Raw genomic sequence first — 16,171 nt, forward strand, 5'->3', positions numbered from 1 at the left:
AGGAGAAATATATGCGTGCGTTGCGCTTTTATGCTGCCAAGGATCTGCGCGTTGAAGACGTGCCAGCGCCAGACGATCTTGGCCCGGATCAGGTTCTCATTGAAAATCGCTTCTGCGGTATCTGCGGCACTGATCTGCACGAATATGCTTATGGGCCGATTTTCATTCCGACCGAACCGCATCCTTTTACAAAAACAAGCGGCCCTCAGATTTTGGGCCATGAGTTTGGCGGCGTGGTCAAAGCTGTGGGCTCGGACGTCAGTCATGTCAAAATTGGTGACCGCGTATCGGTGCAGCCACTTATCATGCCAAGGGCAGGGGATTACTTTGCAGATCGTGGGCTTTATCACTTAAGCACCAGTCTGGCGCTTGCGGGGCTATCTTGGCATTCGGGCGGTATGGCAGAACAGGCTTTGCTCAACAGCTATAATGTCCAACCCATTCCCGACGATCTCAGTGATGAAGAGGCAGCTCTGATCGAACCGACGGCTGTTGCAGTCTACGCCTGTGACCGTGGCGGCGTTACGGCTGGCAATAGTGTGCTTGTTACGGGTGCTGGGCCGATTGGTATTCTGGTGGCGATGGCAGCACGGGCTGCAGGCGCGTCGCAGATATTCCTGTCCGACCTCAACGAAACACGGCTGCAGCTCGCGCGCGAAAAGCTGGGTGATATTCGCACCATCAATCCGAAGTCTGAAAATGTTGGCGATGTGGTCCGTGCGGAAACCGAAGGCAATGTCGGTTGTGATGTGGCCATCGAATGTGTCGGCAATGAACATGCCTTGAAGAACTGCACCGATGCCGTACGCAAACAGGGCGTCGTGGTGCAGACCGGGCTGCATCCGCATGAAAATCCGCTCAACTGGTTTGATGTCACGTTTAAGGATATCGATATTCGTGGTTCCTGGGCCTATCCCACACATTATTGGCCGCGTGTCGCAAGGCTGATCGCCAGCGGTCAGATTCCTGCAAAGAATATTGTAACCAAGACAATCGCGTTGGAGGACGCTGTTGCCGAAGGTTTCGACCGCTTGCTCGATCCGGCCGGCACCCAGCTCAAAATACTAATCGATTTGAAGCGATAGGCATTTCACTGCCGGGCTTGGGAGAGCCCGGCGTCAACATCTATGGGAGGAAATTGCAATGTTAGAGAAAACACCAACGGTCCGTGTGCAGGCCTTTCTCGATAAGTTCGGCTCAGCACTTGAAGCGGGTAGGATCGATGAAGCTGTTTCGATGTTTGCCGATGATTGTTATTGGCGTGATCTGGTTGCCTTCACCTGGAATATCAAAACGGTCGAGGGGCAGGATCAGGTGAGAGACATGCTGCAGTCACAATTGCAGCTGGTAAAGCCGACGAAATGGCTTGTTGCGCCGGGTGAAGCGGCGACAGACGCCGATGGTGTGACCGAAAGCTGGATCTCTTTCGAAACCGAAGTCGCTCGCGGCTATGGGCTCATCCGTCTGAAGGGTGGCAGGATATGGACGCTTCTCACCGTCATGTCTGAATTGAAAGGCCATGAGGAGAAATCCGGCTTCACTCGTCCGCTGGGAGCAAAGCACGGTCAGGATCTCGGCGCAAAGACATGGAAGGAAGAACGCGAGGAGGAAGCCCGTACGCTTGGTTATGAAACACAGCCCTATGTGTTGGTGATTGGCGGCGGGCAGGGCGGTATTGCGCTTGGCGCACGCCTGCGTCAGCTCGGCGTGCCAACGATTATTGTTGAGCGCAATGAGCGTCCCGGCGATTCATGGCGCAAGCGCTACAAGTCGCTCTGTTTGCATGATCCGGTCTGGTACGATCATCTGCCCTATATCGATTTTCCGAAAAACTGGCCGGTTTTTGCTCCGAAAGACAAGATTGGTGACTGGCTGGAATTCTACACCAAGGTGATGGAGCTGAATTACTGGACGCGCTCCACGGTCAAGTCTGCACAATGGAACGAAGACAAGAAGGAATGGTCTGTCATCATCGACCGGGATGGCGAGGAAGTCACGCTGCGACCCAAACAACTGGTGTTCGCAACCGGCATGTCGGGTAAGGCGAATATTCCGAGCGTGAAAGGACAGGACCGTTTCAAAGGTGAGCAGCAGCATTCTTCTCGCCATCCGGGACCGGACGGTTACAAAGGCAAGAAAGTCGTTGTCATCGGGTCGAACAACTCAGCGCATGATATTTGCGCAGCGCTTTGCGAAGCTGGCGTCGATGTGACTATGGTGCAGCGCTCATCCACGCATATTGTCCGCTCTGAACCGCTCATGAAACATGGGCTGGGCGCACTTTATTCAGAAGAAGCCCTGCAGAATGGCGTTACCACCGCCAAGGCTGATTTGATCTTTGCGTCACTGCCTTATCGTATCATGCATGAGTTCCAGATACCCATTTATGACAAGATCCGTGAGATCGATGCAGATTTCTATGCGGCACTTGAAAAGGCTGGTTTCCAGCTGGATTTCGGTTCCGATGGTTCCGGGCTATTTCTCAAATATCTGCGGCGCGGGTCCGGCTACTATATCGATATCGGCGCTTCACAGCTTATCATTGACGGCAAAATCAAGCTTGCTTCCGGTCAAATTGATGAGATCACAGAAAACGGTGTCAGACTTGCCAATGGTACGGAGTTGCCAGCGGACCTCATTGTCTATGCGACCGGCTACGGCTCCATGAATGGTTGGGTTGAAGATATTATTGATAAGGAAACCGCGGACAAGGTTGGTAAGGTTTGGGGATTGGGATCGGATACGCCAAAAGACCCCGGACCATGGGAAGGCGAACAGCGCAATATGTGGAAGCCGACCCAGCAGGAGGCATTATGGTTCCACGGCGGCAATCTGCACCAGTCACGACACTATTCGCAGTATCTTTCGCTTCAGCTTAAAGCCCGAATGGAGGGAATAGATACGCCGGTCTATGAGCTTCAAGCAGTTCACCATACGCATTAAAAGCAGGACTTGCGCGCGCCGATTTCGGCGCGCGCAGTCAAGCAGTTTTGTCTTAACCTCCACCCCCTTGACTTCATGCTCACCGAGCGCCGAAATCTTGCGGCTGCGAGGCGTTTCTTTAAGCACGCAATGGTCTTCCTGACAAAATCGTCATTGATAAAAGCGGAGTAAATCTGGCTGGTGCACAGGCTCTAGACAACATCCTGAAAATCACGGGCGCAGGCAAAGTGATTGAAATCCTGCAAGTCAAATATCTCAACAATATTCTCGCGCAGGATCATTGGTTCATCAAACGGATCACCGAACACATGTTAGGCTTCAAAACATTTCATTCCGCTGCAGCCACTATTGCCGGCATTGAAGTGGCGCATATGATCCGCAAAAACCCATTCGCAAATGACAATGGACCGCCATTCAAAGTCGTTGTGGAGTTCGCAGCATAATTGCGTCCAAAGATAGGCTTGTTCTTAACCTGCTGAAATATTTTCGACAGAGCCCAATTAACTCAGCGGGAAAGCGATGGCAGTGATAAAGCGATCAATAAGGTTCGGTCACCCCTTTTTATCACACCGCATGCTTAGGCTAAAGTTTAGGTAATGGTGCCATTGGAGGATGCTCCGTTCAGAACAGGTTCATGAAATTTTGGTTAACATTTTTGTGAGGTTGTCGCACTTTGTTCTTAATCAGCAAATACCGATAGCAACATAAGGCAATTTTGTTCCGGGAAAATGCTCGCAATTTATGCCTTCTATAAGGAGAAGGGCTATGTCTATTCGTTCTAAGCGTATGATGCTTCTTGCTACGGTCTTTGTACCAGCTTTTTCTGTTTCCATGAGCGTCCAACCGAGCATGTCAGAAACTTTAGAGCCCCCTGTGCTGTTGGCCCAGGATAGCGGTGAGCCTGCATCAGAAGGCCAAGATCTGCGTCAGCAGCAAGAAGACGAGTTGAGACGCGCTCAGGAAGAGGCCCGGCGCGCAGCTGACGAACAACAGCGAGCTGCAGAAGAAGAAAATAGACGCCAGGCCGAAGAGCAACAAAGAGCAGCTCAGGAAGAAGCTGATCGTCAAGCTATCGAGCAGCAGCGTGCTGCAGAGCAGGCGCGGCAAGCTGCAGAGGAAGATCAGCGCGCCATCGAACAACAACGTCAGCAAGCTGAACAGGCTCGTCAAGAGTCTGAAAAGCAGCAGCGTGCTGCCGAAGAAGAGATGCGACGCAACGCCGAAGCAGAACAGAAAGCAGCAAAAGAGGAAGCTGCGAAGCACGCTCTGGAGCAAGAGAAAGCCGCTGACGATGCAAAGCGGAAAGCAGCCGAACAGCAGGCAAACGAAGATAAACAACGTGCAACAGAAGAAGAGGCGCGCAGGAAAGCTGCTGAAGAACCCACACCACAAGAAGTGGAACAACAGTCAGCACCTCAAATGCCTGCCCAACCAGCTGACGAGCCGCTGCCATCCCCAGCTTTGGAAACTCCGCCTCAGGAAAATACTGCTGAACAACAACAGCAGCCATCACATAATGCCCGACCACTTCAAAATGAAGTTCCCCCGCAACCGGAACAACCCATTGATCAGCCTTCAATGCCCCCAAAAGTACCTGAGGGTGCATCAACTCAGCAGCCCGTTGAGCAGCCAATAGAACCAAACCGTGAGGTGCAGCAAACAATTGCTCCGGTACCGGCACCAGAGATTGTTGACGAACGTACGAACGATGAAAAGCAAGCGATTGCGAAAGACCCTGCAAAGAGTGACGAGACTGTTGTTTTGCCAGTCGAAAACGGTGCGGCAATCCTGGACAGCGATAAAGATGCAGACAATTGGGGTGGCAATAAATCTCGTGAAGATCGTCGGAAACAGCGTGAACAACAACGCGCGAGTGAGGAAAATACAGCGTCACCTGTCGACGACGCATCTGCGCAAGTCGCCATTCCAGAAGCGTTGAAGGCGGATTTGTCTAAAAAAATAGAGGCAAATCTCAAACAAGAGGGTACGCGCATTGACGCTGCCCCCGCCTTTGTCGTTCCTGAAACAACCAATATAATCAACAATACGGTTATCAATAACACTGTTGTTAACAACACGACGGTCAACAATATCAATAACAATGTGACAAACGTTAAGGTCGTTGAACAGGTTGACAATCGTGTCATTCTGGATGCTGGCGATCGTATTTTTGTTCGGGGTGACGACCGTCCTCGCCTTCGTCGCGATGCAGAGCGCACCTACTATGATGAATTGCCGGGAGGCCGCATGCGCGAGACAATTGTACGCCCCGGCGGCTACGAAATCGTGACAGTTTATAACCGCTATGGCGATATTCTACAGCGCAATAGGATCGATAGGGATGGCAATGACTATCTCATGATATACGCTCCCGAATATGATGATGGGCCACGCGCTGCTATCGTGGATGTCGGCTATGAACTGCCGCCAATGCGGCTGACAGTTCCTGTTCGTGATTATATTATCGATGTCGCAGACGATCCTGACCGCGATTTCTATGATTTCCTTGCTCGCCCTCCTGTTGAGCGTGTTGAACGTGTTTACACGATTGATGAAGTCCGCCATTCAGCCCGAATTCGCGACAAAGTAAGGCGCATCGATCTTGATACAATTCATTTTGCGACGGGAAGCGCCGAAGTCTCTCTTTCACAAGCAAAAACTTTGCGAAAAGTGGCTGATGCCATGCACAAAGTTTTGCAGAAAGATCCGGGTGAAACCTTTTTCATCGAAGGGCATACAGATGCTATCGGCTCGGATCGCTCGAACCTTATCTTGTCAGACCGTCGTGCAGAGTCTGTCGCCAGCCTCTTGACCGAAGTTTACGATATTCCAGCTGAAAACCTCGTCACACAGGGTTATGGTGAACGCTTCCTCAAAATACGCACACAGGCGGCCGAGCAAGAAAACCGGCGCGTCACCATCAGGCGTGTAACACCGCTGGTACGTCCTGTGGCACAACGTTAAGCTCTCGTTGTTCCCCGGCCATTCACCAGCTTGGCCGGGGAACACCTATAAATAATTCAGAAGGTTATGTTCGAAAACATGATGCGAGAGCGACACTGAGTGGCATGACGATTCTATTTAATCGCACGCGATATAAACAATACAGCTAATCAAGTGGGTGTTTGGTAGATTGCAAATCAACATCGCAACGACACCGATACCTTAACTTTAACGTAAGCTTGCGGTGTGATAAAAACGGTAGACCGAGCCTCATTCTTAGTTTTATGTCCGCCATCTTTTTCCGCTGAGATTATCGCAGAAGCAGTAAGGTCGTATTTTCGTTTTCCACTTAGCTTTCGCATAGTCGAGGCTATGCTGGCTTTCCGTGTCATGATTGTTACCCACAAGACAATTCGTGAATGAGCTGAGAAGTTCGGGCGACGCTACGCCAATAGTATAGTCGTCGAACGCCACGGCCTGGTGAGAAATGGACCTGGACGAATGTGTGATATCCATCAAAAGTGAGAAACACATTCTCTGGCGTGCAGTTGATCAGGAAGGGTTTGTCCTTGAAGTCGTTGTGCAAAAACGCCGTCATACTAGCGATGCCAAGCACCTTATCCGTAGACTTTTATCTGACCAGGGCCGTTCGCTTGGCGTCGTGGTGACCGACAAGCTGGGTTCTTACAGTGCTGCAAATCGTGAGATCGGCGTGAGCGTTTGCGACCAGCGCCAGTATAAGGGTTTAAACAATCGTGGCGAGAATTTGCATCAGCCTGTTGGGCGACGAGAAGGCATAAGGAAGCGTTTCAAGTCTGCTCGACATTTACAAAGTTCGCTTCCATTCACGACCCTACTTACAACCGCCATTACTCCCCAGGAAACAAATTCAGTTCCGCCGATCACCGTGAATTTCGCCAGGCCGCAACAAACATGTGGCGTGAAATCGCCTGCCTGTAGATCAAGTCAAATACAATACATTCCTCAAGCAAAACGGTAGTCAGGTTCAGGTTACGCTGTCGTTTCAATTTGTTTTGTGATAAGTGGGGAGGAGAGCAGGCAGTCACAATCCTCCGCTGCAATCCCTCTTTGACAGTCTCCCGAAAAATTGCTTTCTATCCTTGAGTTGGAAGGCTTTGCCATTGAATCAAAGCCTTTTCGTACATGAGGCATGTAAGGATATCGAATGCTCGCACACCGCTTTTTCCCCAACCCGCTTTGCCATGCTTTGTTGTTCTCAAGCACAATTCTTTTAGTGGTGACTGTCGGAGAAGCGCGGAGCGCGCAAGAGATTCCGCCGGTTCCTGCGATAATGATACCTGATTTTATTGGTGTCGAGCCCGCGCAACAAAAGTTTCAAAATGCGCTTAGCAAAACGCTTTTCGCTGTTCCAGGCATCCGTGTCTTTCCAGCACGCTGCGACGATCAGGGTGCATTCGTATCGGGACTTGGTTTGGTACTCAAGGAAGATGCCGGAATTGTCGCGAATTTCGGTGATCAGGGCGCCTTTATTATAGAGCAAGGCGGAGCAGGCGTTGCTAATATCAATGGCGCTCAGTTTACTGTCGAAGAGGATGGTTCGGGTACCATCAACCGTGTTGGTGAGGATGGCGAGCAGATCACAATCGAGGCCGATGGCTCAGGAAGCTATAATGGTCAGGCCGATCAGATTACCCTTGATGGTAAAGGAGGTGGAACCTGGAACTCTGAGCGCATGGGTCAGGTCGTGATTGAACCAGATGGCAGTGGGGTCTGGAATGGTCCTCTTGGCCAGGTCGTCAATGAGGGCGATGGAAAGGGATCATGGAATGGAGAACACGTCATTATCAATGACGGTGATGGCAATGGCACCATAGACGGTCAGAGTGTAAAGATGGAGCCTCTGCCTCCTGTACCAAAAGCAGGTAAATTCCCGTTGTTGACGAAATTCCGTTTGCCACCGGCAGTATGTGGTTATCTTATCACCCTGGAAGATCGTATTCTTTTTAATTTTGACAAAGCCGATTTGCGTTCTGACGCCAGCGCAACCGTCGATTCACTGGCAGCGGCGTTAATTAGTGCCGCCCCCAAACGTCTGGAGATCAGAGGCCATACTGATGCTAAAGGCACTGACGAATACAACTTGGACTTATCTGAGCGACGTGCATTGACAGTTAAGTCTGCGTTGAAAGATCGAAAAGTCACCACCGAGATGGAAGCCAAAGGCTTAGGTGAAACCCAACCGGTTGCGCTGAATGAAGTCGACGGCAAGGACAACCCTGCTGGCCGTCAACTCAATCGAAGGGTTGAAATATTTGTGCCTGATTGATGTCTTGTACAGATGACGTGTTCAGACTGGGTTCTCGTCTCATCGGCAGCAAAGTTTCCTTTATTAGTCCTCTACGTTGGGTGTGACACTTTTAAGCTGATACCTCATTAAACCAAGTGCACAGTCTTAACGTTATGGGCTCCTGTTGCAGATGGCGATGAACAGAACTCGGTCTTTTGACTGGACATCAGCATAATATAGCTTGCAAAGAAGCGAAAATTTACTGGTACGAGCGTACACGAAAACCGCACTGATCAACGGCTTGTCTAATCTTGTCTGCCAGTTCAACAGAGTTAGGTGTGTCGCTGTGGATTAGGATTGAATCCACACACATATCTATATGGGTTCCGTCAACCGTTTCTAATCCGCCTGTTTGCAGTATCGCAGAAATTCGCCGGGCGACGGCTGAACTGTCATGAATGACCGCACCGTTCTCTCCACGCGCAACCGGCAGCCCTGCTTTTGAATATCCGCGATCAGCAAGGAAGGATTTTATGAGTTTGACATTCTGTAACTCGGCCTGATGGGCCGCAGCGGTGTTCGGAAGTCCAATGAAAGCGAGCGTGGGGTCAAAGGCTTTCATAGCTGCAATCAATGTTTTTGCTACATCGTTGTCGGTGAAAGCGAGATTGCCAAGTGCGCCATGAAAATTTGCGTGCGTTAGTCTCCCACCGCGATGTTGGGCGATCGCAGACAATGCACCCAATTGCGTGATCGTCGTGAGTTCCAACTCCTTCAGCGACAGCCTCATCATACGGCGCCCGAAGCCCTCACGATCAGGAAAGCCGATATGCGCACCAATGGCGACTTTGTTCTTGAGTGCTTCCTTAACCGTTCTGTCCATAACAACCGGGTCGCCTGCATGTACACCACAGGCGATATTGGCTGAGGAAACTATTTTAAGTAATGCCTGATCGTCAGCCACTTCATAGGCACCATAGCCTTCACCAAGATCAGAGTTTAAATCAATGGCTTTATTAGTCATGTGATATTCCTCTTAGGTGCGGATGTTGGCAAGTATCGTATTATAGCCAACAATGTGCCCGTTGCTCACGTTGAAATGTTCGAATATTCCGGCTTCAGGGGTTTTAACTTCAAAAATTAAATCTCCTGTCTCAAGCCAACCCAGCCGCTCATTCTTACTGACCGGAATACCAGCCCGCAGTACCTGGTTGCTGATTTCCTCACGAAATACGCCCGGAGTGAAAGCACGAATTGCCAGAAGCTGCCCATGGGAGGCCGACTCCGGCACAGGGGTATCAAGCCAAAGTTCCAGCCTGGAGTGTCCGGTTGAAATGCAGACATGGCTGATGCCTGCAGTGGTTGCATGGTCACTGACCGCACGAATAAAATTACCAGTAAATAGTGTCATGCAGCTTTTTTCCTGACCATTTGCCATGCGAGTGTCGCCTGCGCCTCCAACTGGTTTAAACGCAGTTCGCTGGCATTGGCGGCGGCAATCGCAGTCTCATGATCGGTGCGTGTAAATCGGACGTGTCCCCCCAGTCGGGTCTGGGCAAGTTTGCGCAGGTCGGCACCAATAATAACACCGAGTTTTGGGTAGCCGCCGCACGTGTTGGCGTCATTCATCTGAACAACAGGTTGCCCCGATGGCGGCAACTGGATAACCCCCGGCAAAATGCCATGGGAGAAGAGTTCAGTTTTTCTCACAGCTTCTATAATCGGACCTTCGAGACGATAGCCGATGCGATTGCTGTCAGGCTGGATACGCCAGTTACTCTGCAGAAAGCTTTGTTGCATGGCGCTATCGTAGTTGTCCCACTCGGCGGCTGGGAGCATTCTGATCACGTTATCAGTTTCAAGCAGACCGAACTTCTGCGTGTTGAAACCAAATCCCCGGGCGATTGAAATTTCTTGCGCACCCGATCTGAGGGGTAGGTGGTCGCCCGTCTTGAGAGCACGTCCTTCAATACCACCAAAGCCGCCTTTGCGATCAGTTGAAACTGAACCCAAAACCGGTTCAATGGTAAAGCCGCCGGCGATGGCGAGGTAAGCATACATACCTTCCCCTACTGGGGTCGACTTTAACACTTGACCAGCATAAGCCTGCTGAACCCACCAGCCGGGGACAGGAGAGCCGTCAAGAGTTGCATTGATATTGGTTCCGGTAAGCGCGAAAACGGTGTCATGTAAAAAGTGAATTTCAATGCCACCGAGCGCAATTTCTATTGTTGCCTCATTGCGGTTGTTTCCAGCCAGAATATTTGCGGCTTGAAAAGCGAGTGGGTCCATCGCGCCACTGGCCGTCACACCGACCTGCCGGTAGGATGGTCGGCCGAGATCTTGTATAGTCGACAGAATTCCAGGCTGAATAATTTCAATCATGGCTGAATGTTCTCAATGATGAAGCGGACACGATCTCCCGGCGTAAGCAGCGCGGGGGAGGGATGGTCTATATTGAAAAACTCCAGATCAGTTTCACCGATAACATGCCATCCTGACGGTGAGGTGCGTGCTTGCACGGCAGTCTGACCTCCACCGATGATCACTGAACCAGCTTTTACACTCAAGCGCGGTGTATCTCGGCGTGGCGTTGAAAGCAGCGGATCCAACCCTCCAAGGTAGCCAAACCCAGGTTGGCTACCCAGTGCATAGACAATATAATCTCCGCCCGCATGCAAGTGGACAAATTCTTCCGCACTAAGGCCCTTGCTCTGTGCAAGAACAGGAAGATCTTCACCGCAAGTGCCACCATATCGTACTGGTATCTCTATAAGCTTTCCGGCGCGGGGACGGCTGTTGGCGCCGCTCCATAAAAGGGTGATATGGCTTACCAGCGCATCGCGTGAGAGAATATTTGCATCATACCCGACCAGCAGATTGTTCATGCCGGGGATGTTTTCTCCGACTCCTTTAAATTTCTCCAGTTCCTCACTCAGTGCCCAGAAACGTTCCTGCGTTTGCACCGATAAGGCGGCCGGAGGCAACTGGCACAAGATGGCCCGTTCTCCCATGTCGGAGATAAGAAGTGCTGCGGCGTCGGTCATGCTGCGGTGCCCCCCGCACCAATTATTCTTTTTTCAAGGAAGTGAATATTTGTGCCACCGGCACAGAAATCCGGGTCTTGCAGAATGACCTGATGCAGAGGGATATTGGTTTTCACCCCCTGAAGCTTTGTCATTTTGAGGGCGTTCTGCATACGCTTGATTGCGTCTTGCCGGGTCTCGCCCCAGACGATAATTTTCCCGATCATGGAATCGTAATGGCGCGGGATTTCGTAGCCCTCTTCGATATGGCTATCGACACGGACATGTTCACTTGCCGGAAAAACCCATTCGCTGATTATACCCGGTGAAGGGAAGAAGCTCTGCGGATCCTCAGCGTTGATGCGGCATTCCAATGCATGTCCTTTAAGGACGATATCCTGCTGCGAGAAGCCCAGTTGTTCACCCCGGGCAATGCGCAATTGGGCCTGAACAATATCAACTCCGGTAATTGCTTCTGTTACCGGATGCTCAACCTGCAGACGCGTATTCATTTCAATGAAGTAAAGTGCGCCATCTTCGTAGAGGAATTCGAAAGTACCGGCACCACGGTAATTGATCTGATGGCAGGCTAGCAGACACTGTTCTGCAACCCGACCTATCAGATCACGATTGATATGTGGCGCAGGTGCCTCTTCGACAATTTTCTGATGACGTCTTTGCATTGAGCAATCACGTTCACCCAGCCAGACGCCATTGCCATGGCTATCTATAAGAATTTGAATCTCGACGTGACGTGGATTGGTCAGGAATTTTTCGAGATAGACTTCCGGATTACCAAACGCGTTTCCTGCTTCTTCTCGCGTAATTGCGATTGCCTCAGAAAGTTCAGCCTCACTATGGACAACACGCATCCCGCGACCGCCACCGCCGCCCGATGCTTTAATAATAACAGGATAACCTATTTTTCGTGCCAGATATTGTTGTTCGGAGAGCGAATTGCTCAGAGCTCCTTCTGATCCGGGAAGGCAGGGTACGCCCGCCGCAGCCATCGTAGTCCGTGCTCTGACTTTGTCACCCATCAGATAGATTGCTGAAGCGGGGGGACCGACGAAAGTTATTCCGCTGTTTTCTACGGCTTCGACAAAGCCGAAATTTTCTGAAAGAAAACCATATCCCGGATGAATTGCATCTGCGCCGCAACTCATTGCCGCAAATATAATGGCAGATTTATTCAGATAGCTTTCACGCGGTGAAGCCGGGCCGATACAAATTGCCTGTTCTGCACGTTTTACATAAGGCGCGTCGACGTCACCTTCTGAATAGGCCTGCACATAAGGTATTTGCATTTCCTTACAGGCACGCTGGATACGGACAGCAATTTCTCCGCGATTGGCAATAAGCACCTTGTTGATCATGCTTTTTACTCCGCTGCGGGTGCCATGCCGAAAAGCTTTTGCGCTGAATCGACAGAAGCTTCATTTTCTACAAATATTGCAGCGATAATACCATCTTCAGTGGCTGCTACAGGCACCATCGTTTTCATGGCTTCAATCAAAGCAAGGGTATCGCCTTTTTTAACAGCGCTACCGATTATGGCATAAGGAGCCGCATCAGGGGATGGTGCCAGATAAAGAATGCCGGGCAGGGGGGCATTGATAGTGCTTGTGTGATGCGTCTCAGTTGTTGAAGTGGAAAGAGGGGGTGGTGCGATGCTGACTGGTGCATCCTTTGGATCGCGCCTGAGACGAATTTCTCCATCATTATCGATCAGCACCAGCTCTTTGACGGATGAGCTGGACATCAGATCCAGCAAATCCTTAACGCGCTCCAGATTCATAAGATTGTTTTTCCGATTTACCCATTTTGCCGGACAAAGTGATTATCCGGTGCCTCCGTAACGCCCGATGTGACGACAAGGGATTGCTCCCGGGACTTCTTATTGACAGTACGTCATCGAGTCCCCGACATGTGACCTTAATCGAGCTTCCGAAAGATGATCGGCAAGCATAAAGAATAAAAGCGATAAAAATATATAATTTGCCATCGCTTTTGGGAATGTAGCTTTTAATTCTGATATTGACGTGAGAAATCACAGATTTCTGCTGCGAGTTTGGCGATAGTGGAGACAATAGCTGCCGGACGGTCGCTGCGATACATTGCTGAATACGGAACTGGGGGAAGTGCAGGCGATGTCGGAATTATTTCCAATTTGCCCTCATTCACCAGAGGCTGGAAACAATCGCGGGGAACATAGCTCAATCCAAGACCGGCGATTGAGAAACCGAGAAGGGCGGTCATGCTGTCACTTGACAGAAGTTTTGGGAAAATGACGCCTTCATTGCGAAACCATTTTTTGAGGTAAAGTCCGGATCCTGACCTCCCACCCTGAGACAGAATAGGGTATTTTGTAAGTTCCGACAGAGATACGCTATCTTCGAAGTTGACCAGTCCAGGTTTCGCCATCCAGGCGTTTTCCACTTTTGCCAGTGGAATCGCAATAACATCCGGATCAGCGAATGTCTCTGGGATTACGATGAAATCCATTGAGCCATCGCAGAGTTTTTCAAACAGTGTTCGGCTCATGTCCACTTCCGGCTCAAGCAATACGGACGGAAAAATTGCTCTGAGTTCTGTCACGAAACGAGGCAACCATGTAATGGCAGTCAACTCCGTTACACCAATACGCAGGCGGTAAAGTGGTTGCTGTGACGTGTCGTGCAGTGCCTGAATGCGATCTGTCAGCTGTAGCATTTCCTCTGCAATGGCAAATAAATACTCGCCTTGCTCGGTAAGCCGGGCCCCGCGCTGCGAACGGTCGAAAACGGTTATGCCTGTCAACCCTTCAAGCTCTTGTACACGTTTAGAAATAGCTGATTGGGACGTGTTGAGCCGCAATGCGGCTTTTTCAAATGTACCCAGATTGGTGATCCAGTAAAGCGCTTCCATTTGTTTTACAGTTACACCGGTGGTCATATTAGTCATTCCCAAAAGAGATGAAATTTTATTATTATTTATCGTTTTTCAGAATGAAAATAAAGCATCACTTTCTGTTCAGTTTGTCGGGCTTTGACCTGTGCCCGATTCCCAACCTGGAACAAATGATGTCAATTGAGCTTTCAAAACGCGTTCTTGATCTGAAACCATCTGCCAGTATTGCGGCCAAAGCCAAAGTGCGCGAGCTGGAAAGTCAGGGATTCAGGATTATTGATTTTACAATTGGTGAACCGGATTTCGCAACCCCACCACATATTATAGATGCCGCAATGGATGCGTTGAAGGCGGGTGATACACACTACACTGCAACGCAGGGCACGGATGCACTACGCTCTGCAATTGTTGGAAAATTGAAGCGTGATCATAATGTATCCTATGATATCTCGGAAGTTATTGTTGGTGTTGGTGCAAAGCAGCTGATCTTCGAAGCATTTGCTGCAACTCTGAACAAGGGTGATGAAGTTATTGTTCCTGCACCATACTGGGTTTCTTACCCCGATATTGTCGCCGTTAATGATGGCACCCCGGTTGTCGTTGTCTGCGGGGAAAAACATGGGTTTAAGCTGACGCCATCAGCGCTTGAAGCAGCCATTACGCCAAAAACCAAGTGGCTTATTCTGAACTCTCCGAGTAACCCAACGGGCGCTGTTTACAATCAAGAAGAACTGCGCGCATTGCTGGCAGTTCTTGATCGTCATCCGCATGTGGCGATCATGACGGATGATATTTATGAGCACATCGTTTATGATGGGGTGACGCATTACACACCTGTGCAGATCAATCCGGATTTCAAGGCACGTTGCTTGCTCATCAATGGCATGTCGAAAGCCTATGCCATGACTGGCTGGCGTGTTGGCTATGCAGCAGGGCCTAAGCCGTTGATCGCAGCAATTGGAAAATTGCTTGGCCAGAGCACAACCTGTGCAAGCTCTATCAGTCAGGCAGCCTCTGCAGCAGCGCTAAATGGCGATCAGAATCCGGTCAAAGATATGTGCGCCATCTATAAACAGCGTCGTGACCGGATGTGTGAATTGCTCGCTGAGATTCCGGGTATTCGCTGTGCGACACCGGAAGGTGCTTTTTATGTGTATCCATCGGTCGAAGGACTGCTGGGTAAGACCACACCAGATGGTCGCGTGCTGAAAACCGATCTTGATGTGAGTATGTATTTCCTTGAGGTCGCCAATGTCGCTGTGATGGATGGCACGTCATATGGTCTTTCGCCCTATCTGCGTCTGTCTTTTGCGACTGCCATCGAAACAATCGAGCAGGGCTGTGAGCGTATTGCGCAAGCTTGCGCTGCACTGAGCTGACCAATACCGACATCGAAAAAATAATATCTTAAACCGGTAGCAGCTTTTGCTGCCGGGCTATTTCCGGAGATTAAATATGACAGGAAATCGTCGTTTGCAGAGTGCTGAGCAAGCCAGTTCTGAGTTGATTGCGGCCTTCGCAAAAATACCCGTTGCCAATATCAGCGATAATCTTGAGCGGCTTTCTGGTGCAGTTGGCATCCGGCCTTATCACAACGGTTCGGTAATGGCTGGTACAGCCCTTACAGTTCGCACCCGCGCGGGTGACAATAAAGCCATTCATGAAGCACTGGAAATGATCCGCCCAGGCGATGTGATCGTGGTCGACGGTGGCGGTGATACAAGCCGCGCTTTGATTGGCGAAATCATGTCTTCCGTTGCTGCAATGCGCGGAGCGGCTGGCTTTGTGCTGGACGGTGCTATTCGCGACGCAGCAGAGCTTGCAAAGTCAGATTTTCCTGTCTTTGCGAGGGCAGCCATTCATCTCGGTCCTTATAAGAATGGCCCTGGTGAAATCAATGTTCCGGTCAGCATTGGGGGTATGACAGTCAACCCGGGCGATATCGTTATTGGTGATGCAGATGGCATTGTCGCTTTCCCTCAAGAAATTGCTCAGGAGCTTTTGAAAGCTTCGCAACAACAGTCGGCTAAAGAGGACGAAATCCTGAAGGGAATTGCTGCAGGGCAATATACCGGCGTCTACGCAAAACATTAAATGTAAC

General features: G+C 50.4%; 13 protein-coding genes and 2 pseudogenes. 8 read left to right on the plus strand and 7 right to left on the minus strand.

Features of this window, described 5'->3' with window-relative positions:
• Window positions 1–11: 11 nt before the first annotated feature.
• The 6 genes and pseudogenes from J2782_RS16455 to J2782_RS16480 all read left to right on the plus strand — a co-directional run bounded on the left by J2782_RS16455 (window position 12) and on the right by J2782_RS16480 (window position 8,194).
• On the plus strand, window positions 12–1,085 hold the full coding sequence (locus tag J2782_RS16455; protein ID WP_310014537.1) for a 2,3-butanediol dehydrogenase: 1,074 nt from the start codon (window positions 12–14) through the stop codon (window positions 1,083–1,085).
• Window positions 1,086–1,143: 58 nt separating this feature from the next.
• Complete coding sequence (locus J2782_RS16460) at window positions 1,144–2,943, plus strand: NAD(P)/FAD-dependent oxidoreductase (RefSeq protein WP_310014539.1); 1,800 nt, start codon at window positions 1,144–1,146, stop codon at window positions 2,941–2,943.
• Between the two features lie 66 nt (window positions 2,944–3,009).
• Window positions 3,010–3,386, plus strand: a pseudogene (locus J2782_RS16465) (DDE-type integrase/transposase/recombinase); the annotation flags it as partial.
• A gap of 322 nt (window positions 3,387–3,708) precedes the next feature.
• Window positions 3,709–5,907: an OmpA family protein gene (locus J2782_RS16470; RefSeq protein WP_310014540.1), complete on the plus strand. Its 2,199-nt coding sequence runs from the start codon at window positions 3,709–3,711 to the stop codon at window positions 5,905–5,907.
• 228 nt (window positions 5,908–6,135) lie between these two features.
• A pseudogene (locus J2782_RS16475) lies at window positions 6,136–6,846 on the plus strand (IS6 family transposase).
• Between the two features lie 226 nt (window positions 6,847–7,072).
• A complete protein-coding gene (locus J2782_RS16480) occupies window positions 7,073–8,194 on the plus strand; it encodes an OmpA family protein (protein WP_310014543.1) in 1,122 nt (373 codons plus the stop codon).
• Window positions 8,195–8,414: 220 nt separating this feature from the next.
• Here the strand turns inward: J2782_RS16480 and J2782_RS16485 are convergent, their stop codons facing one another.
• The 7 genes from J2782_RS16485 to J2782_RS16515 form a co-directional block, all read right to left on the minus strand.
• Complete coding sequence (locus tag J2782_RS16485) at window positions 8,415–9,179, minus strand: LamB/YcsF family protein (protein ID WP_310014545.1); 765 nt, start codon at window positions 9,177–9,179, stop codon at window positions 8,415–8,417.
• A gap of 12 nt (window positions 9,180–9,191) precedes the next feature.
• Window positions 9,192–9,593, minus strand: coding sequence for a hypothetical protein (locus J2782_RS16490; protein ID WP_310014548.1), 402 nt, complete (start codon window positions 9,591–9,593; stop codon window positions 9,192–9,194).
• Window positions 9,563–10,540: a 5-oxoprolinase subunit C family protein gene (locus J2782_RS16495; RefSeq protein ID WP_310014549.1), complete on the minus strand. Its 978-nt coding sequence runs from the start codon at window positions 10,538–10,540 to the stop codon at window positions 9,563–9,565. The genes J2782_RS16490 and J2782_RS16495 overlap by 31 nt, the downstream gene beginning before the upstream one ends.
• A complete protein-coding gene (gene pxpB, locus J2782_RS16500) occupies window positions 10,537–11,202 on the minus strand; it encodes a 5-oxoprolinase subunit PxpB (protein ID WP_310014551.1) in 666 nt (221 codons plus the stop codon). Before pxpB ends, J2782_RS16495 begins: the two co-directional genes overlap by 4 nt.
• Complete coding sequence (accC, locus tag J2782_RS16505; protein WP_310014552.1) at window positions 11,199–12,557, minus strand: acetyl-CoA carboxylase biotin carboxylase subunit; 1,359 nt, start codon at window positions 12,555–12,557, stop codon at window positions 11,199–11,201. Before accC ends, pxpB begins: the two co-directional genes overlap by 4 nt.
• A gap of 5 nt (window positions 12,558–12,562) precedes the next feature.
• Window positions 12,563–12,979, minus strand: a complete 417-nt coding sequence (locus J2782_RS16510; protein WP_310014553.1) for an acetyl-CoA carboxylase biotin carboxyl carrier protein — start codon at window positions 12,977–12,979, stop codon at window positions 12,563–12,565.
• A 227-nt stretch (window positions 12,980–13,206) separates the two neighbouring features.
• A complete protein-coding gene (locus tag J2782_RS16515) occupies window positions 13,207–14,115 on the minus strand; it encodes a LysR family transcriptional regulator (RefSeq protein WP_064322954.1) in 909 nt (302 codons plus the stop codon).
• 125 nt (window positions 14,116–14,240) lie between these two features.
• Here J2782_RS16515 and J2782_RS16520 point away from each other — a divergent pair, with 125 nt between their 5' ends.
• Window positions 14,241–15,449: an aminotransferase class I/II-fold pyridoxal phosphate-dependent enzyme gene (locus tag J2782_RS16520; RefSeq protein ID WP_310014555.1), complete on the plus strand. Its 1,209-nt coding sequence runs from the start codon at window positions 14,241–14,243 to the stop codon at window positions 15,447–15,449.
• Between the two features lie 76 nt (window positions 15,450–15,525).
• On the plus strand, window positions 15,526–16,164 hold the full coding sequence (locus J2782_RS16525) for an RraA family protein (RefSeq protein ID WP_064322955.1): 639 nt from the start codon (window positions 15,526–15,528) through the stop codon (window positions 16,162–16,164).
• The last annotated feature ends 7 nt before the right edge of the window (window positions 16,165–16,171 follow it).

Origin of the sequence: Brucella pseudogrignonensis, assembly GCF_031454375.1 — a bacterium.
Classification (GTDB): domain Bacteria; phylum Pseudomonadota; class Alphaproteobacteria; order Rhizobiales; family Rhizobiaceae; genus Brucella; species Brucella pseudogrignonensis_A.